Consider the following 16,850-nt stretch of genomic DNA (forward strand, 5'->3'; position numbering starts at 1 on the left):
GACACCGCATGCACAGCCGTATCGGGGTCTATCCCGGCACCTTCGATCCGATCACCCGCGGGCATATGGACATCATCCGGCGCGGCGCGAAGCTGGTCGACCGGCTGGTGATCGGCGTGACCACCAACCCGTCCAAGTCGCCGATGTTCACCGTGGAGGAGCGCATGGCGATGGTCCGCCGCGAGGTGGAGGGGCTGCCCGGCACGATCGAGGTGGTCAGCTTCGATTCGCTGCTGATGGACTTTGCCGAGCGCGAGCGCGCCAGCGTGATCGTCCGCGGCCTGCGCGCCGTGGCCGATTTCGAATACGAATATCAGATGGCCGGCATGAACCAGCAGATCAACGACCGGATCGAGACGGTTTTCCTGATGGCCGACGTCTCGCTCCAGCCGATCGCCAGCCGGCTGGTCAAGGAAATCGCGATGTACGGCGGCCCGATCCATCGCTTCGTGACGGAGACCGTCGAGGCCGATGTCGCTGCCCGGGTCGAGTTGCTCGGCCGCAAGGGCAGCAACTAACATCAACGTGACGCGCACCGGGCTTTGCGCTGCCCGGCGATTGCGGTAGAGCCGCGCATTCACCAGAAAACGAGTGGGAAGTTCGATGCGTTTCCTAGCCACGATGGCCGCCATGGCCGCCACGCTGTTCGCCGTGCCGGCGCTGGCCCAGGGCGGCGGAGGCAAGCCGAAGCCCGTCATCGAACCGTTCAAGGGCGTCAATGCCGATGTGAACACCCGCCCCGCCGTGCTGGTTCCCGCCGACCCGGAGAACACCTGGGTGCTGGACCTGTCGACCGGCGGCCGCGTGCTGATCCGGCTGCGTCCGGACGTTGCGCCCAAGATGGTCGAGCGGATCAAGACGCTCACCCGCAAGCATTTCTATGACGGCCTGACCTTCCACCGCGTGGTCGACGACCCCTACAACATCGCCCAGGGCGGCGATCCCAAGGGCGACGGCACCGGCGATTCGGACCTGCCCAACGTGCCCGCCGAGTTCAGCTCGCTGCCGCACGTCCGCGGCACCGTCTCCGCCGCCCGCCGCGGCGCGCCGGACAATGCCACCGCCGAGCAAAAGGCCGAGGCGGAGAACAGCGCGAACAGCCAGTTCTTCATCATGATGCAGCCCAAGCTGGCGTTCGACCACGACTATACCGTGTTCGGCCGCGTCACCTCGGGCATGGAGTGGGTCGACAAGATCGAGCGCGGCGAGCCGCCGCAGCACCCGACCGTGATCATCCACGCCTATATCGAATCGGACAATCCCCCGGCCTATCAGCCGCTGGCGCCTGCCACCCCGGCGGCGACCGGCCCGACGCTGATCCCGGTGGGGCCGAGCGCCCCGGCCGCTGCCAAGCCCGCGCCTGCGGCGAAGAAGCCGGCACCGAAGAAGAAGTGATCGACCGCCAACCGTGAACGTCGACCTTTTCGATTTCGAACTGCCGAACGAACGGATCGCGCTGCGCCCCGCTGCTCCGCGCGATTCGGCCCGCCTGCTGGTACTGGACGGGGCGGAAACGCGCGACGCGATCGTCCGCGATCTCGCCGCCCAGCTCCGCCCCGGCGACTGCCTGGTGTTCAACGACACCCGCGTGATCCCCGCCCAGCTGGAGGGCACGCGCGGCGAGGCGCGGATCGGCGCGACGCTCCACAAGCGCGAGGGGCCGCGCCGCTGGCGCGCCTTCATCCGCAACGCCAAGCGGCTGCGCGAGGGCGACGCGATCGACTTCGGCCCCGATGCGATCGCCATCGCCTCGGACCGTGCCGAGGACGGCAGCTTCGCGCTCGACTTCCAGGGTGACGAGCCGGTCGAGCTGCTACTCGAGCGCTGCGGCCGCATGCCGCTGCCGCCCTATATCGCCTCCAAGCGCCCGACCGACGCGCGCGACGCCAACGATTACCAGACGATGTTCGCGGCCGAGCCGGGCGCCGTCGCCGCGCCCACCGCCGCGCTGCACTTCACGCCCGAGCTGATGGCTTCGCTGGAGGCCGCCGGGATCGGCCACACCACACTGACCTTGCATGTCGGCGCAGGCACCTTCCTGCCGGTCAAGGCCGAGGACACCGCCGACCACAAGATGCACGCCGAATGGGGGCGCATCACCCCCGAGGTGGCCGAGCGGCTGAATGCGGTGCGCGCGGCGGGCAACCGCATCATCGCGGTGGGCACCACCAGCCTGCGCCTGCTGGAGAGCGCGGCAGACGAGGATCGCGTGATCCAGCCCTTCGAGGGGGACACCGCGATCTTCATCACGCCGGGCTATCGCTTCAAGGGCGTGGACGGGCTGGTGACCAATTTCCATCTGCCGCGCTCGACGCTGTTCATGCTGGTCTCTGCGCTGATGGGGCTGGATCGCATGCAGGCGGCCTATGCCCATGCGATCGAAACCGGCTATCGCTTCTACAGCTATGGGGATTCGAGCCTCTTGCTCCCGGCCCGCTGAAGGGATTTCGATGCGCCTGTTCCTGTTGCTCGCCGCCTGCACCGCCGCCCTGCCCGCCGCTGCGCAGCAACGGCCCGCGCCGGACGCAATCACGGTCAACGCGCCGGGTGCGCAGCCCCAGGCGACGGTGATCGCCGAGCCGGTGGCGCTGCTGATCGCCGGGTTCGACAGCGACGGCGACGCCCGCGTCACCCGCGCCGAGTTCGACGCCGGCCTCAAGCGCAGCTTCGACAGCGCCGATACCGGTCACACCGGCAGCCTCGGCTATATCGCCTATTCGGACTGGTCGCTGCGCTGGATGGGCGATCGCAACACGCTGCCCAGCCCGTTCGAGATGGACCGCGACGGCGACAACAAGGTCAGCTGGGCCGAATTCCAGGACCGCTTCGCGCAGATCTGGGGTCGCTTCGACAAGAACAAGGATGGCGTGATCGAGCGCAGCGAGCTGGTGACGATCCGCCCGCCCGCGTTCAACCCGATGGACGGCAAGCGCAAGCGGCGCTGAGCTAGCACTGCCGTGCCCCCGCCGAAAGCAGGGGCCCAGGTCCACGAGCGGCGTCCTCTCCTACCCTCGGCTCCTGCTTTCGCAGGAGCACGGTGTGCTTTCGTCCCAATGCGCTAGCATCACATGGGCCTGGCCCGCTAGGATCGCCCGACATGTCGGGAAATCACGCGCACGGCCATCACCATGGCCACTCACACGACCATAGCCACGGGCACGGCCACTCGCACGGGCTCGGCCACAGCCATGCGCCCGCCGATTTCGGCCGCGCCTTCGCGATCGGGACCGCGCTCAACATCGCCTTCGTGGTGATCGAGGGCGGCGCCGGGATCTGGACCAACTCGATGGCGCTGCTCGCCGATGCGGGCCACAACCTCTCCGACGTGCTCGGCCTGCTGATCGCCTGGGTGGGCGCCGAGCTCGGCAAGCGGCCGGCAACGCCGCGCTTCACCTATGGCCTGGGCGCCTCCTCGATCCTCGCCGCGCTCGCCAATGCGCTGCTGCTGCTGATCGCCGTCGGCGCGATCCTGCTCGAGACGGTGCAGCGCTTCGCCGATCCGCCCGCCGTCGCTCCCATTCCGGTGATGCTGGTTGCGGGCGCGGGTATCGTCGTGAACCTCGGCACCGCCCTGCTATTCGCTCGCGGCCGCGAGCACGACATCAACGTACGCGGTGCCTATCTCCACATGGCCGCCGACGCCGCGGTATCCGCCGCGGTGGTGGTCGCCGGCGCGCTGATCTGGTGGACCGGGCTGCGCTGGATCGACCCGGCGATCAGCTTCGTGGTCGTCGTGGTGATCCTTATCGGCACCTGGGGGCTGCTGCGCGAATCGCTTACCATGGCGCTGCAGGCGGTGCCCGCTCGCATCGATCTGGAGGCGGTGGAACAGGCGTTGCTCGCCCAGCCGGGCGTCACGCGCGTCCATGACCTCCATGTCTGGCCGATGAGCACGACCGAGACGGCGCTCACCGCGCATCTCGTCATCCCCGATGGTCATCCAGGTGACGCATTTCTGATTAATCTTCAGCACCGGCTCGCACACGATTTCCGGATCGAGCACAGTACGGTACAGATAGAGTTGGGCAACGGGGCGGAGTGCCGGATGCATGGACCTGGTAGCGGACATGGTTGATACGAGTGCCATAGCGGCCCGCCCGCTGGACCTCGTCATCTTCGATTTCGACGGCACGCTGTCCGACAGCGGCGACTGGTTCGTCTCGGTCGCCAACGATCTCGCCGAGCGGTTCCGCTTCCGCAAGATCGCGCCGGACGAGGTGGAGATGCTCCGCCGCAAGAGCTCGCGCGAAGTGATCGACTTTCTCGGCATCTCGCGGTGGAAGATGCCGTGGATCGCCCGCTACGTCCGCAAGCTGGTGAGCCGCGAAGCGCACCGGATCGAGCTGTTCCCCGGCACGCCCAACCTGCTCGAACGGCTCGTCGACATGGGCGTGAAGCTGGCGCTGGTCACCTCCAACTCCGAGGAGAACGCGCGCAAGATCCTCGGGCCCCGCCACGCCGCCAAGATTCATTACTACGCCTGCGGCTCGTCGCTGTTCGGCAAGGCCCCGAAGTTCCGCCGCGTGCTGCGCAAGATGGGCGTCGAGCCCCACGCCGCGCTGGCGATCGGCGACGAGACTCGCGACGTCGATGCCGCGCGCGAAGTGGGCATGCGCGCGGGTTCGGTGCTGTGGGGCTATGCCGCGGAGGATCTGCTGACCGGCATGTCCCCCGACGCCGTGTTCCGCACGCCCGAGGACATCGTAAGTTACGTCAGCAAGCACCGGGGCTGAGGGAGCCCACCGCCCCTGAAGCCGTCATCCCGGCGGAAGCCGGGATCCATTCGCCTGTGCGGCTCGGCTTTTTCGGAAACGGAGCGCCAATGGATTCCGGCTTTCGCCGGAATGACGAACAACAGGGCGGAGGGTCAGCTCAAATATCCAGCGCCCAGCCGTCGCGGCCCTTGGGGTCGGGCGGAGTGACCGGCACGTAGCGCGTCGCCCCGGCGGCGAGCCGCAGGATCGTCCAGTCGCCGCGGCGGTCGATCGCTTCCAGCGTGCAGCCGCATCCCTCGAAGGCTTCCACCACCTGTCCGCGCTGCGTCTCCAGCAGCCCGGCCAGCACGATCGTCGCGTGCGGCGCGGCAATGGCGGCGAGCTCGGGCGCCATCGAGACCAACGGCCCCGCCAGAATGTTGGCGATGACGAGGTCGTAGGGCGCCTTGGCGGTGATCGCATCCGACAGCGCGCCGTCCGCAACCACCAGGTCGACGCCCTCGATCCCGTTGGCCACGGCATTCTCGCGCGTCACGTCGACCGCAGCAGGGTCGATGTCGGTCGCCATCACCTTGGCCTCGGGCCAGAGATGCGCGCCGGCGAACGCCAGCAGACCGGTACCCGTGCCGACATCGATGATGTTCGCGAAATTCTTGTCCGAAAGACCGTCGAGCATCGCTAGGCAGCCCGAGGTGGTCGCATGGTGCCCGGTGCCGAACGCGCGTCCCGCGTCGATCAGGAAGGCGCGACCGCCCTCCGGCGCCTCGACCGGATGCGCGCTGGTGTGGACGACGAAGCGGCCCTCGCGGATCGGTTCCAGCCCTTCCTGGCTGAGCGTCACCCAGTCCTGTGCGGTCAGCGCTTCAACCTCCGGCTCCACCTCTGCCGCGCTCGGCACCAGCGCCTTGAGTGCCGCGAGCATCGCCGCATCGGGCTCGTGCTCCATATAGGCGTCGAGCCGCCAATGCTCGACATCGTCCTCCACCGTCTCGGTAGTCATCAGCACCGCGTCGATCTCGATCGTGCCCGCGTCGATCGCCTCGGCCTCGGCGCGGGTGCAGGGCAGGCTGACCTTCCAGCTGTCGATCTCAGCGGACATAGCTGGCTCCATTGGCGTCGAGCACCGCGCCGGTCATCGAGGGGGGCGCGTCGAGCGCACAGAACTTGGCGATGGCGGCGATTTCCTCCGGGCTGGCGACGCGGCCGAGCGGGATATCCGCCAGCAGCTTGTCGCCGCCGCGGCTGGCCAGATAGTCCTCGGCCATCCCGGTCATGGTGAAGCCGGGGCAGATCGCGAAGGCGAGGATGCCCTCGCCCGCATAGCCGCGCGCGATCGACTTGGTCATGCCGACCATGCCCGCCTTGGACGCGGCATAATGCCAGTGCGCCGGGCTGTCGCCGCGATAGGCAGCGCGGCTGGCGACGTTGACGATCCGGCCACCGCTCTTGCGTTCCTGCCAGTGGCGCACCGCGAGGCGGCACAGCTCGGCCGAGGCGGTGAGGTTCACGCGCATCGTGCGCTCCCAGCCCTCGACCCAGTCGTCATGCGCGGCGTCGAGCGGATTGGCCTCGAAGATGCCGGCATTGTTGATCAGCACATCGATCCGGCCGTCGAGCGCGTCGAGCGCCTGCTGCCAGAGCGCCTGGGGCGCGGCGGGATCAGTGAAGTCGGCGGGGATGCCGCTGCGCGTGCCCTGGCCGACCAGCGTCACGCGCGCATCGTCGCCGAGCAGCGTAGCCGTCGCCGCGCCGATGCCCCGGCTGCTGCCGGTGAGGAGGATATGGGTCTTCATGAGGCTGCCCTAGCGCGGGCGCGGGGGCGCGTCACCCCGGCACGCAGACCTCAGTCGTGGAGTACCGCCACGCCGAGCGCGCCGAGATTGACCGTCAGCTGCACGCTCAGCGCATGGTCCATCTGCGGCCGCGCACCGCCCCGCCCGAAGCGATACTGGTTGAGATAGCCGATATCCGCGTTCAGCGCCTTGCCCAGCGGCACCGCGACGCCGAGCAGGTTGCGCATCCGCTCATAGCCCGCGCGCTGGCCCCAGCTGGTGCTGTTGGGCAGCAGGAAGCTCTCATGGCTGGCGAACAGCGCCAGCCGCGGCCGTCCGAGTGGGAGGTTGTAGCGCAGCAGCGGCCGGATCCGCACGCCGATGCCGCTGCCGACGGCGCTGAACCGCTCGTCGATCCGGAAGCGGCCGGCCAGGCGCCCGCGGTTGAACACGATCTGCTGGCGAACGCGGTCCTCGTCGGGCGCGAGATTGGCGCTGTGAAATCCGACCCGCCGATAGCCGACGCCGAACTCGACACCCTTGGCGATCTGCCAGCCGAGCAGCGCACCATATTCGGTGGTGTAGATGCCGTCCTGGCGATCGCTGGTGCGCGCGATCTGCTCCAGCGTCACGCGCACCTGCTTGGTCATCGGCACGATGACGTTGAGCTGCTCCCAGGCCTGCCGGTCCTCCTGCTGGGCTTGCGCAGGCAGGACACCGGCGAGCAACAGAAGCGCAGCACAAGGAAAGATACGTGACATCTGCGGGCGATGCCACGGAGAAGGGCAACGGATCAAGCCGCCGCGGTGTTGCTCGAGATCAGGCTGCTACCGAAGTCGAGAAGTCCTCCGCAGCCGCGCGCAGCTGGTTCAGCCGGTCGTCGACCTCGGTCACGTCGTGCTGAAGCGTGTCGATCTCGCTGGTGACGCTCTTGGTGTCCTCGCGGATCGCCCCGATCGTGGCGGACATCGAATCCGCCGCCAGCGCGGTCTCGTCCACCGCCGCGGTGATTGCGGTGACGGTCTGCGCCTGGACCTCCATCGCGGTGCGAATGCGGTTGGCGCTTTCCTGCACTTCGGAGACGGTCGCCCGGATCGAGGCATTGGTTTCCACCGTCGAACGCGTCGCCGACTGAATTGCGGCGATCTTCGCGGCGATGTCGTCGGTCGCGCGCGCGGTCTGGCTGGCGAGGCTCTTCACTTCCTGCGCCACCACCGCGAAGCCGCGACCGGCATCCCCTGCCCGGGCCGCCTCAATCGTCGCGTTGAGCGCGAGCAAATTGGTCTGCCCGGCAATATCGCGGATCAGGCCGAGGATCGATTCGATCGACTTGGCATGGTCGGAGAGCATCTCGCTCATCCCCACCGCTTCGCTTGCCTGGCCGGACGCGCGGGTGGCGATGCCCGCCGCCGCTTCGACCTCGGTGCGCGCATCCTCGATCGCGCGGATCAGGCCAGCCGCGGTCATCGCCGCCTCGCGCATCGCCACCGCGGACTGTTCCGCCGCCGCGGCGACTTCGCTCGCCTTGCCCAGCATACCGCGCGCCGCGCTCGACGCACCCTGCGCCTGCACCCGGATGCGGTTGCCGAGCATCGTCGCGCCTTCGATCGATTCGGCGATGCTCGCGCGAAACTGATCCGAACGCGCGCGGCGTTCGTCGTGCACCGACTCGGCATCGCGCGCACCGAGGTGGGCGGCCATCAGGTCCACCTCGGCCATCGCCAGCCGCTGTACCGCTTCGCTGAGGCGGGCATAGCGGTCCAGGTCGCCCTCGACCTTGCTCCGCAGCACGTCGAGCGTCTGGCTGTGCGCATAGGCGAAATGCGAGATCAGCACTGGCAGCGGCACGCCCAGCAAATAGGTGCGTGCGGCATAATCGCAGACCATCTGCGCCCACGCCTCGCTGAACGGCTGCTCGAACTTGATGCGATCGTACCGCGCGCCATCGGCGACATGCGCCTCGGATTCGATCTCGGCACGCATCTGTCCACTCAGCCGGCCGCGGAGAAGATGCTGCTGCGATCGCCGCGCGATCACATCATGCGCGTCGTCGAGCAGCACGGCGATCTCGGCACAGCTGGCGAGCAGCGTGCCGTCCCAGTCATACTCCTGCTGGTGTTCGCGCAGCGAGCGCGCGCCGCCGCTCCACTGCCCGGGTTCCCGTACTGCCGTCATGCCTCTCTCCTCAGGCGGCGACTTTGGCGACGAACTCGCCGGCGCTGCCCTTCAGCGCGCCGAGCTGTTCGTCGAGCGTCGCAAATCCCTGGCCGACCCGGTCGATCTCGGAGGCAACCGCCTCGGTATCGGCGCGGATCGCACTGATGGTCGCCGACATCGAATCCGCGGCCAGCGCGGTCTCGTCGACCGCCGCGGTGATCGCCGTGACGGTCTGCGCCTGAATTTCCATCGCGCTGCGGATGCGGTTGGCGCTTTCCTGCACTTCGGACACGGTCGCGCGGATCGAGGCGTTGGTCTCCACCGTCGAGCGCGTCGCCGACTGGATCGCGGCAATCTTGGCGGCGATGTCGTCGGTCGCGCGCGCGGTCTGGCTGGCGAGGCTCTTCACTTCCTGCGCCACCACCGCGAAACCGCGACCAGCATCCCCTGCCCGCGCAGCCTCGATCGTCGCGTTGAGCGCGAGCAAATTGGTCTGCCCGGCAATGTCGCGGATCAGGCCGAGAATGGACTCGATCGACTTGGCGTGATCGGAGAGCATCTCGCTCATTCCCACCGCGTCGCTCGCCTGGCCGCTCGCCCGCGTGGCGATCGTCGCCGCCGCCTCGACCTCGGTACGCGCATCCTCGATCGCGCGGATCAGCCCCGCCGCGGTCATCGCCGCCTCGCGCATCGCCACCGCCGACTGTTCTGCCGCCGCGGCGACTTCGCTCGCCTTGCCCAGCATGCCGCGCGCCGAGGCGGAGGTGTGCACCGCCTGGCCGCGCAGTTCCTCGCCACCGCGCGAGGCCTGCTCGACGGTCGCGCCGATCGAATTGTGGAATTCGGTGGCAAGCCGGTCGCGCGCCACCTGCGCGGCGTGCTCGCGGTACATGTTGTAGACCTCGACGGTGATGTCGGCCTCGAGCGCTGAGAGGCGCATCAGCGTGTCGACCAGCACCGGCAGCCGCGGATCTGCGGCGCCCACCCGGCGGATCAGCACTTCCAGCGCCGCGCGGTCGCTCGCGCTGATCATCGACAGCAACGCCATCGGCGGCACGCCCTTCTCATAGGCGGCGGCAACCGAGCGCTCGATCGACTCGATCCAGGTCTTGGTGGTCGTCTCCAGGAACCGGCTGCGCAGGAACACCACGCCCACGTCGATCATCTTGGCAGTGTCGGACGGTGCCCAATCGCGTTCCTCCGGGAAGCAGCGGACCCATTGGTGCCAATAGGCGGCCGAGACCGCCTCAATCTCGGGCTCCAGGATCTCCCAGCAGTCGCGACTCGATTGCTGGAGGGAGCCTTCGAAGTCGAACACGCGCAGCCGCGCCGCCACATCGATCCGCGCGCTCATCGTGCCGGCCGCCGCCAGCGCCTGGGTGGAAACCGAATCGCTCACCTACGTCACATCCCCGGTCGGCGGCCGGGCTTCGGCCGCATCCGGCCAAGCTATGTCGCTTCAGTGGTTAAGAGCCGGTTAGGAGCGGGCTTGCGATGGCGGATCCGCAACATCTTGCGTCCACCGCCCGGCTGAACCTAAGGGCAATCCGTCTTGCATCCTCGTCTGGCGGGATTAAGGAAGCCCGCGTCGACCGAAAGGATTTATCGTTGGCTAACGTCCGCAACACGGCACGACCGCTGTCGCCGCATCTCGGCATCTATACCTGGGGACCGCACATGGCGGTCTCTATTCTCCACCGCGCCACCGGCTCCGGCATGGCGACCGTGGGCACCGGGCTGTTCGTCTGGTGGCTGGTCGCGCTCGCCTATGGCCCCGATGCCTATGCGACGTTCCTCGACGTGTTCACGCTGTCGAACGGCAAGCTCAACATCCTCGGCTATATCGTCGGGATCGGGATGAGCCTGTCCTTCTTCCAGCACATGGCCTCGGGCGTGCGCCACCTGTTCCTCGACGCCGGCGCGAATTTCGAGCTGCGCGCGAACAAGCGCACCGCGCTCACCACCTTCGCGGTCAGCATCCTCGCCACCGCGATCTTCTGGGTCGTGCTTCTGGAGAAGGCGCATGGGTAACGGAACCCAGCTCGGTCGCGTCCGCGGCCTCGGCTCGGCGCATGAAGGCGCGGGCGAATGGTGGAAGCACAAGGTCTCGGCGGGCTCCAACCTGCTGCTGGTGCTGTGGCTGATCGTCTCGATCGCCCTGCTGCCCGCCTATGACTATGCGACGATGGTGGCCTGGATCGGCCAGCCGCTGGTCGCGGTGCCGCTGATCCTTTTGGTCCTCAGCGTCACCTTCCACTTCCGTCACGGCCTGCAGGTCGTGATCGAGGACTATCAGCACAACGAGACGCGCTTCGTGCTGATCGTCCTGCTCGAATATTTCACGATCACCGTCCGCGTGCTCGCGATCTTCGCCATCCTGAAGATCGCCTTCACCTCCACCGGAGTGGCTGCCTGATGCCCGCCGCCTACAAGATCATCGACCATATCTATGACACCGTCGTTGTCGGCGCGGGCGGCTCCGGCCTCCGCGCGGTGATGGAAGTGGCGCAGTCGGGCCTCAAGACCGCCTGCATCACCAAGGTGTTCCCGACGCGCAGCCACACCGTGGCGGCGCAGGGCGGCATCGCCGCCAGCCTCGGCAACATGGGTCCGGACCACTGGACCTGGCACATGTACGACACCGTCAAGGGCTCCGACTGGCTCGGCGATCAGGACGCGATTGAGTATCTGACCCGCGAGGCCCCGGCTGCGGTGTACGAGCTCGAGCATGCCGGCATGCCGTTCAGCCGCACCGACGAGGGCAAGATCTACCAGCGCCCGTTCGGCGGCATGATGCAGAACATGGGCGAAGGCCCGCCCGCGCAGCGCACCTGCGCCGCGGCGGATCGTACCGGCCACGCGATGCTGCACACGCTGTACCAGCAGAGCCTGAAGTACGACGCGGACTTCTTCATCGAATATTTCGCGCTCGACCTGATCATGGAAGACGGCGAGTGCCGGGGCGTGATCGCCCTGTGCATGGACGACGGCTCGATCCACCGCTTCCGCAGCCATGCAGTGGTGCTGGCGACCGGCGGCTATGGCCGCGTCTACCAGTCGGCCACTTCGGCGCACACCTGCACCGGCGACGGCAACGCGATGGTGCTCCGCGCCGGCCTGCCGCTCCAGGACATGGAGTTCGTCCAGTTCCACCCGACCGGCATCTACGGCGCGGGCGTGCTGATCACCGAGGGTGCGCGCGGCGAAGGCGGCTATCTCACCAACTCCGAGGGTGAGCGCTTCATGGAGCGCTATGCACCGTCCGCCAAGGATCTCGCCAGCCGCGACGTCGTGTCGCGCTCGATGGCGATGGAGATCCGCGAAGGCCGCGGCGTGGGCAAGGAGAAGGACCATATCTTCCTTCACCTCAACCATATCGACCCCAAGATCCTGGCCGAGCGCCTGCCCGGCATCACCGAGACCGGCAAGGTCTTCGCCGGCGTCGACCTCACCCGCCAGCCGCTGCCGGTGGTCCCGACCGTCCACTACAATATGGGCGGCATCCCGACCAACTATCACGGCGAAGTCGTCCATTTGAAGGACGGCAATCCGGATGCGGTGGTCCCCGGCCTGTTCGCAGTCGGCGAAGCGGCCTGCGTGTCGGTGCACGGCGCCAACCGCCTCGGCTCCAACTCGCTGATCGACCTCGTGGTGTTCGGTCGCGCGACCGGCAAGCGGATCGTCGACATCCTCAAGCCGAACACCCCGCACCACCCGCTGCCGAAGGATTCGGAAGCGCTGGCGCTGGGTCGCCTCGATCACTTCCGCAACGCCAATGGCGGCACCCGCACCGCGCAGCTGCGCGCCGACATGCAGAAGACGATGCAGCGCCACTGCGCCGTGTTCCGCACCGAGGAGCTGATGGCCGAGGGCGTGGCGCACATGGACCAGGTCTATGCGGGCCTTCAGGACGTGCACGTCAGCGATCGCTCGCTGGTGTGGAACACCGATCTCGTCGAGACGCTCGAGCTGGACAACCTGCTCGGCCAGGCGATGGTGACGATCCGCAGCGCGATCAACCGCAAGGAAAGCCGCGGCGCACACATGCACGAGGACTTCCCCGAGCGCGACGACGCGGGCTGGATGAAGCACACCATCGCGACGTTCGACGGCTGGGGCGGCAAGGGCGGCACCACCGCGATCGATTATCGTCCGGTCCACGACTACACGCTCACCGACGCGATCGACTACATCAAGCCGAAGAAGCGGGTGTACTGATCCGCTGAGCGGATGGGTTTTAGAAGAGGCCGGGGCGGCGACGCTCCGGCCTTTTTGTTTTTGGTGCGCGACGTCGCCCCGAGCCGTCATCCCGGCGAAAGCCGGCATCCATTGGGGTCTACGGTATGGCTCTTGCTGGTAGCGAGAGGCGTCTGGATCCCGGCTTTCGCCGGGATGACGAAGTTGTGAAGGCCGCAGCCCTACCGAACCCCGAACCGCGCACTCGCCAGATGATGCGCATGGCAGATCGCCACCGCGAGCGCGTCCGCCGCATCGGCGCCGACGATCTTCACCCCCGGCAGCAGCCGCGAGACCATCGCATGGACCTGCTCCTTGTCGGCATTGCCGACGCCGACGACGGACTTCTTGACCGTGCTAGGCTTATACTCGCCGACCTCGATCCCTACCCGCGCCGCGGCGCACAGCACCACCCCGCGCGCCTGGCCAAGCTTCAGCGTCGACTGCGCGTTGGAATTGACGAACACTTCCTCGACCGCGGCTGCCTCGGGCGCGTGATCGGTAATCAGGGCGGCGAGCATCGCGTCGAGATGGGCGAGCCGGCGCGGCAGCGTGGCCTTGGTGTCGGTGACGAGCTTGCCATGGCCGAGATGGCTGAGCCGGTTGCCCTCGGCGCGGATCAGGCCCCAGCCGGTAGTCCCCAGGCCGGGATCGAGGCCAAGGATGATCATCGCTCAAGCCCCTCCCCTTTAGGGGAGGGGTTGGGGTGGGGGCTGACGGACCAGCGATCCGGACGGGTTTCGAGTGCTTGGACAATTACCGCGAGGACGCCGTCGAGATTGTCGAACACGTCGTGATTGGAGAAATGCAGGGCAAGAAATCCTTGGCTGAGAAGGTACGCATCGCGGCGCTCATCATACGCTGGATCATGCGTGTCGCCGTCGACTTCAACCACCAGCCCTTTCGCAGGGCAGAAGAAGTCGCAGATATAGGGAAACACGACCTGCTGTCGGCGGAATTTATGCCCAAGCTGCGTGTTGGAGAGGTGGCGCCACAGGCGCTTCTCCAACTCGGTCGGATTGCGCCGCATTTCGCGCTCTCGCGCGAGTAGCTCGGTTTCGGTAACCATTCCCGCCCTCCTAGGGCAGGATGCACCACAAGCCGCGTAGTTGGCTACTCTGTCAGCCCCCACCCCAACCCCTCCCCTGAAGGGGAGGGGCTTAAGAGGTTGCTTAGCCCAGCTTCTCCATCACGTCGTCGGGGATCTCGTAATTCCCCCACACCGTCTGGACGTCGTCGTCGTCGTCGAGCGCGTCGAGCAGCTTGAACAGCGTCGCGGCATCGTCCGCGCCCACCGTCACCATCGTCTGCGGCCGCCAGGCGAGCTTCGCGCCTTCGGACTCGCCGAGCACCGGCTCCAGCGCCTTGGCGACTTCGTGCAGGTCGCCCTGCGCGGTCCAGATCTCGTGGCCGTCCTCGCTGCTGGTCACGTCTTCGGCACCCGCTTCCAGCGCCGCCTCGAACACCTTCTCGGCGTCGCCGGCGCTCGCGGGATAGGAAATCAGGCCCAGGCGGTCGAAGCCATGACTCACCGAACCGGCGGTGCCGAGGTTGCCGCCGTTCTTCGATACCGCGGTGCGCACGTTGGTGGCGGTGCGGTTGCGGTTGTCGGTCAGCGCCTCGATGATCAGCGAGACACCCGCCGGGCCGAAGCCCTCGTAGCGGATCTCTTCGTAGTTATCGCCTTCGCCCTTGCTCGCCTTGTCGATCGCGCGCTGGATATTGTCCTTGGGCATCGACTGCGCCTTGGCGGCGTTGATCGCGGCGCGCAGGCGGGGGTTCATGTCCGGGTCCGCCAGACCCATCTTTGCCGCCACGGTGATTTCGCGGCTGAGCTTGGAGAACATCGCCGAGCGCTTCTTATCCTGCGCGCCCTTGCGGTGCATGATGTTCTTGAATTTGGAATGGCCTGCCATGGTGAACCCGAACTGCCTGCGGTTTGGAGGAGGTGGAAAGCGCTCGCCTTAGCGCGGATGCCCGGCGAGCGCCATCGCGGGGCTCAGATGCCCAGCGCCTGCTTGTAGGTCTCGAGCAGCATCTCGGCCTCTTCGCGGTGATGCTTTTCCATCTTCCGCAGGCGAACGATGGTGCGCATCGTCTTCACGTCGAAGCCGGTCGACTTGGCTTCGGCATAGACGTCCTTGATGTCGTCGGCGATGCCCTTCTTCTCCTCTTCGAGACGCTCGACACGCTCGATCAGGAGGCGGAGCTGCTCGGCGGAAATATTGTCGGACATGGGTGTTCTAGCTCCTGAAGCATGGATCGGACGAGGCACGCCGCGCGAGAGTCGCGCAGGTCGGATCGTCCGAAGGGAAAGGAATCCGGCGGGCCCTGTACGCCAGCCGGCGCCTTCGCTCAACCTTCGAGCGTGATGACATGGTTTCGACCCGCCGTGATTGCCCTGCGCCGTTCGTCGGCTAGGAGCACCGCGAAGCGCGGGCTGGTGGCCCGTGCAAGCGGTGCGACGACGTCCGGCGGACGGCGCAGGGCAACCGCGAAGCGGCGGGCCGATTTTGCCCCGTGGCGTCGTCCCTCGTCGGTCACGGGGGCTAAGCCCCGCTCCCTCCTCGCTCCTAGCCACATGCCAAAATCGGCTCCGTCACGGCGGGTCAAAACCATGCCATCACGCTCTAGTCCTGCGGGAAGACCTGCCGCTTGCCGCCCAGCTTGTGCACCACGCCTGCGCGCACGACCGTGTCGACACGCTCCAGCACGGTAACGTCCTGCAGCGGATCGCCCGCCACCGCGATGAGGTCGGCCGCCTTGCCGGGTTCGAGCGAGCCGAGCTGGTCCTTGCGGCCGAGCGCATCCGCCGCATCCAGCGTCGCCGCGCGAATCGCGCCCGCCGGGGTGAGCCCGGCGCGAACGAGCAGCGCGAACTCCTTCGCGTTCTCCCCGTGGCGCGACACGCCGGTATCGGTGCCGAACGCGACCTTCACCCCCGCCTTGATCGCCTTGGCATGGCTGGCCGCCGCGGCAGCCGCCGCCGCTTCGGCCTTCGGGATGGTGGCAGGCGGCAGCTTGCCCGCGCGGGCATTGGCGAGCGCAGTGACCGGCGCGATCATCGTCGGCACCAGCCAAGTGCCGTGCGCCTTCATCGCGGCGATGGTCGCGTCGTCGAGAAAGCTGCCATGCTCGATCGAATCGGCGCCCGACTCCACCGCACCGCGCACGCCCTCGGCGGCGTGGGCGTGGACCGCAACGCGGCGGCCAAAGGCATGCGCCGTATCGACGATCGCCTTCATTTCCTCGTCGGACATCTGCTTGCCCAGCCCACCCGCGACGTTGGAAAGAACGCCCCCGGTCGCCGCGAACTTGATCACCTGCGCGCCGAGCCCGATCTGCTGGCGTACCGCACGACGGCAATCGTCGGCGCCGTCGCAGGTGTTGATCTGGCGGTGCGCCACCGCCGCGGCGAATTCCTCGGCGAGCCCGTTGGTGCCGTCGCCATGCCCGCCCGAGACCGAGATCATCCGCCCGGCATTGACAATTCGCGGCCCCGCAATCGCGCCGCGCTCCACGGCGTCCCGCAGCGCGCGGATCGCGCGGGGATTGCTGCCGAGGTCGCGCACGGTGGTGAAGCCTGCTTCCAGATCGCGCCGCGCATCCTCGATGCCGATGACGAATTCGTCGGCCTCGTCCTCAGTGAGCGCGTTCATCCGCTCCTTGACCGGATCGCCCTCGGAGAAGAGGTGGACGTGCAGGTCGATCAGGCCCGGCAGGACGAACTTGTCGCGCAGGTCGACCAGGGTCGCCCCCGCCTCGGGCGCGACGAAGCCGTCGCGCACCTCGGCGACCTTGCCGTCGCGCAGGATCAGCGTGCTGGCGCCGCGCGGCGCCTGGCCGGGCCGGTCGAGCAGTCGCCCGGCCTGGACATAGGTGACCTTGGAGGAAGACTGGGCAAGGGCGGGAACGGCCACGGAACAAGCCAGCGCGGCCAGCAACAACGTCTTCACTTCCCGTCTCCCCC

Annotated in this window: 19 protein-coding genes; 9 read left to right on the forward strand and 10 right to left on the reverse strand. The window is 67.6% G+C overall.

Translation table 11 applies throughout. The annotated features are described in order from the left end of the window. The first annotated feature begins 8 nt into the window (after positions 1-8). The 6 genes from coaD to ABIC35_RS11010 all read left to right on the forward strand — a co-directional run bounded on the left by coaD (position 9) and on the right by ABIC35_RS11010 (position 4,733). Entirely contained in the window at positions 9-518 is a 510-nt protein-coding gene (gene coaD / locus ABIC35_RS10985; RefSeq protein ID WP_121074064.1) for a pantetheine-phosphate adenylyltransferase, read from the forward strand. Positions 519-603: 85 nt separating this feature from the next. Further along, positions 604-1,395 carry a peptidylprolyl isomerase gene (locus ABIC35_RS10990; protein WP_354278434.1) on the forward strand — a complete coding sequence of 264 codons (792 nt, stop codon included), beginning with the start codon at positions 604-606 and terminating at the stop codon, positions 1,393-1,395. Between the two features lie 13 nt (positions 1,396-1,408). Further along, positions 1,409-2,440 carry a tRNA preQ1(34) S-adenosylmethionine ribosyltransferase-isomerase QueA gene (gene queA, locus ABIC35_RS10995; protein ID WP_121074061.1) on the forward strand — a complete coding sequence of 344 codons (1,032 nt, stop codon included), beginning with the start codon at positions 1,409-1,411 and terminating at the stop codon, positions 2,438-2,440. A gap of 10 nt (positions 2,441-2,450) precedes the next feature. Continuing rightward, on the forward strand, positions 2,451-2,945 hold the full coding sequence (locus tag ABIC35_RS11000) for an EF-hand domain-containing protein (RefSeq protein ID WP_121074058.1): 495 nt from the start codon (positions 2,451-2,453) through the stop codon (positions 2,943-2,945). 152 nt (positions 2,946-3,097) lie between these two features. Next, positions 3,098-4,075, forward strand: a complete 978-nt coding sequence (locus tag ABIC35_RS11005) for a cation diffusion facilitator family transporter (RefSeq protein ID WP_121074055.1) — start codon at positions 3,098-3,100, stop codon at positions 4,073-4,075. After that, on the forward strand, positions 4,068-4,733 hold the full coding sequence (locus tag ABIC35_RS11010; protein ID WP_121074052.1) for an HAD hydrolase-like protein: 666 nt from the start codon (positions 4,068-4,070) through the stop codon (positions 4,731-4,733). Before ABIC35_RS11005 ends, ABIC35_RS11010 begins: the two co-directional genes overlap by 8 nt. Before the next feature lie 139 nt (positions 4,734-4,872). On the opposite strand, the gene ABIC35_RS11015 is transcribed toward ABIC35_RS11010, so the two are convergent. From ABIC35_RS11015 to ABIC35_RS11035, 5 genes are read right to left on the reverse strand one after another with little or no spacing between them, the layout of a single operon-like run. Next, positions 4,873-5,814, reverse strand: a complete 942-nt coding sequence (locus ABIC35_RS11015) for a 50S ribosomal protein L11 methyltransferase (RefSeq protein WP_121074049.1) — start codon at positions 5,812-5,814, stop codon at positions 4,873-4,875. Then, complete coding sequence (locus ABIC35_RS11020) at positions 5,804-6,508, reverse strand: SDR family NAD(P)-dependent oxidoreductase (RefSeq protein WP_121074046.1); 705 nt, start codon at positions 6,506-6,508, stop codon at positions 5,804-5,806. The genes ABIC35_RS11015 and ABIC35_RS11020 overlap by 11 nt, the downstream gene beginning before the upstream one ends. A gap of 50 nt (positions 6,509-6,558) precedes the next feature. Then, complete coding sequence (locus ABIC35_RS11025; protein WP_121074043.1) at positions 6,559-7,248, reverse strand: DUF2490 domain-containing protein; 690 nt, start codon at positions 7,246-7,248, stop codon at positions 6,559-6,561. Positions 7,249-7,306: 58 nt separating this feature from the next. Next, a complete protein-coding gene (locus tag ABIC35_RS11030) occupies positions 7,307-8,662 on the reverse strand; it encodes a methyl-accepting chemotaxis protein (RefSeq protein WP_121074040.1) in 1,356 nt (451 codons plus the stop codon). Positions 8,663-8,672: 10 nt separating this feature from the next. Continuing rightward, entirely contained in the window at positions 8,673-9,998 is a 1,326-nt protein-coding gene (locus tag ABIC35_RS11035) for a methyl-accepting chemotaxis protein (protein ID WP_183049477.1), read from the reverse strand. A 254-nt stretch (positions 9,999-10,252) separates the two neighbouring features. Here ABIC35_RS11035 and sdhC point away from each other — a divergent pair, with 254 nt between their 5' ends. Genes sdhC through sdhA form a run of 3 tightly spaced genes read left to right on the forward strand, consistent with a single transcriptional unit; the run spans position 10,253 to position 12,862 of the window. Continuing rightward, positions 10,253-10,675 carry a succinate dehydrogenase, cytochrome b556 subunit gene (gene sdhC / locus ABIC35_RS11040; RefSeq protein WP_121074037.1) on the forward strand — a complete coding sequence of 141 codons (423 nt, stop codon included), beginning with the start codon at positions 10,253-10,255 and terminating at the stop codon, positions 10,673-10,675. Then, positions 10,668-11,060, forward strand: coding sequence for a succinate dehydrogenase, hydrophobic membrane anchor protein (sdhD, locus tag ABIC35_RS11045; RefSeq protein ID WP_121074034.1), 393 nt, complete (start codon positions 10,668-10,670; stop codon positions 11,058-11,060). The genes sdhC and sdhD overlap by 8 nt, the downstream gene beginning before the upstream one ends. Next, the gene (gene sdhA / locus ABIC35_RS11050; protein WP_121074030.1) at positions 11,060-12,862 is read left to right on the forward strand and encodes a succinate dehydrogenase flavoprotein subunit; all 1,803 of its coding nucleotides are present in this window, start codon (positions 11,060-11,062) and stop codon (positions 12,860-12,862) included. Before sdhD ends, sdhA begins: the two co-directional genes overlap by 1 nt. Positions 12,863-13,062: 200 nt before the next feature. Here sdhA and ruvC read toward each other — a convergent pair whose 3' ends face one another. The 5 genes from ruvC to ABIC35_RS11075 form a co-directional block, all read right to left on the reverse strand. Continuing rightward, the gene (gene ruvC / locus ABIC35_RS11055) at positions 13,063-13,551 is read right to left on the reverse strand and encodes a crossover junction endodeoxyribonuclease RuvC (protein ID WP_121074027.1); all 489 of its coding nucleotides are present in this window, start codon (positions 13,549-13,551) and stop codon (positions 13,063-13,065) included. Next, on the reverse strand, positions 13,548-13,949 hold the full coding sequence (locus ABIC35_RS11060) for an endonuclease domain-containing protein (protein WP_121074024.1): 402 nt from the start codon (positions 13,947-13,949) through the stop codon (positions 13,548-13,550). The genes ruvC and ABIC35_RS11060 overlap by 4 nt, the downstream gene beginning before the upstream one ends. Positions 13,950-14,052: 103 nt before the next feature. Then, the gene (locus ABIC35_RS11065; RefSeq protein ID WP_066720190.1) at positions 14,053-14,796 is read right to left on the reverse strand and encodes a YebC/PmpR family DNA-binding transcriptional regulator; all 744 of its coding nucleotides are present in this window, start codon (positions 14,794-14,796) and stop codon (positions 14,053-14,055) included. Positions 14,797-14,879: 83 nt separating this feature from the next. Next, positions 14,880-15,116, reverse strand: a complete 237-nt coding sequence (locus tag ABIC35_RS11070) for a DUF2312 domain-containing protein (RefSeq protein ID WP_010543233.1) — start codon at positions 15,114-15,116, stop codon at positions 14,880-14,882. 394 nt (positions 15,117-15,510) lie between these two features. Next, complete coding sequence (locus tag ABIC35_RS11075; protein ID WP_121074021.1) at positions 15,511-16,836, reverse strand: metal-dependent hydrolase family protein; 1,326 nt, start codon at positions 16,834-16,836, stop codon at positions 15,511-15,513. Positions 16,837-16,850: the final 14 nt, after the last annotated feature.

Source organism: Sphingomonas trueperi, assembly GCF_040545965.1.
Lineage (GTDB): Bacteria > Pseudomonadota > Alphaproteobacteria > Sphingomonadales > Sphingomonadaceae > Sphingomonas > Sphingomonas trueperi_C.

Excerpts from the sequence above, each read along its gene's own strand:
- ABIC35_RS11010 (WP_121074052.1), top strand. The coding sequence starts at position 4,068 with ATGGTTGATACGAGTGCCATAGCGGCCCGCCCGCTGGACCTCGTCATC.
- ABIC35_RS11000 (WP_121074058.1), top strand. The coding sequence starts at position 2,451 with ATGCGCCTGTTCCTGTTGCTCGCCGCCTGCACCGCCGCCCTGCCCGCC.
- ABIC35_RS10990 (WP_354278434.1), top strand. The coding sequence starts at position 604 with ATGCGTTTCCTAGCCACGATGGCCGCCATGGCCGCCACGCTGTTCGCC.
- ABIC35_RS11005 (WP_121074055.1), top strand. The coding sequence starts at position 3,098 with ATGTCGGGAAATCACGCGCACGGCCATCACCATGGCCACTCACACGAC.
- ABIC35_RS11065 (WP_066720190.1), bottom strand. The coding sequence starts at position 14,796 with ATGGCAGGCCATTCCAAATTCAAGAACATCATGCACCGCAAGGGCGCG.
- ABIC35_RS11020 (WP_121074046.1), bottom strand. The coding sequence starts at position 6,508 with ATGAAGACCCATATCCTCCTCACCGGCAGCAGCCGGGGCATCGGCGCG.
- sdhA (WP_121074030.1), top strand. The coding sequence starts at position 11,060 with ATGCCCGCCGCCTACAAGATCATCGACCATATCTATGACACCGTCGTT.
- ABIC35_RS11030 (WP_121074040.1), bottom strand. The coding sequence starts at position 8,662 with ATGACGGCAGTACGGGAACCCGGGCAGTGGAGCGGCGGCGCGCGCTCG.
- sdhD (WP_121074034.1), top strand. The coding sequence starts at position 10,668 with ATGGGTAACGGAACCCAGCTCGGTCGCGTCCGCGGCCTCGGCTCGGCG.
- coaD (WP_121074064.1), top strand. The coding sequence starts at position 9 with ATGCACAGCCGTATCGGGGTCTATCCCGGCACCTTCGATCCGATCACC.
- ruvC (WP_121074027.1), bottom strand. The coding sequence starts at position 13,551 with ATGATCATCCTTGGCCTCGATCCCGGCCTGGGGACTACCGGCTGGGGC.
- ABIC35_RS11070 (WP_010543233.1), bottom strand. The coding sequence starts at position 15,116 with ATGTCCGACAATATTTCCGCCGAGCAGCTCCGCCTCCTGATCGAGCGT.
- ABIC35_RS11015 (WP_121074049.1), bottom strand. The coding sequence starts at position 5,814 with ATGTCCGCTGAGATCGACAGCTGGAAGGTCAGCCTGCCCTGCACCCGC.
- ABIC35_RS11035 (WP_183049477.1), bottom strand. The coding sequence starts at position 9,998 with ATGAGCGCGCGGATCGATGTGGCGGCGCGGCTGCGCGTGTTCGACTTC.
- ABIC35_RS11060 (WP_121074024.1), bottom strand. The coding sequence starts at position 13,949 with ATGGTTACCGAAACCGAGCTACTCGCGCGAGAGCGCGAAATGCGGCGC.
- ABIC35_RS11025 (WP_121074043.1), bottom strand. The coding sequence starts at position 7,248 with ATGTCACGTATCTTTCCTTGTGCTGCGCTTCTGTTGCTCGCCGGTGTC.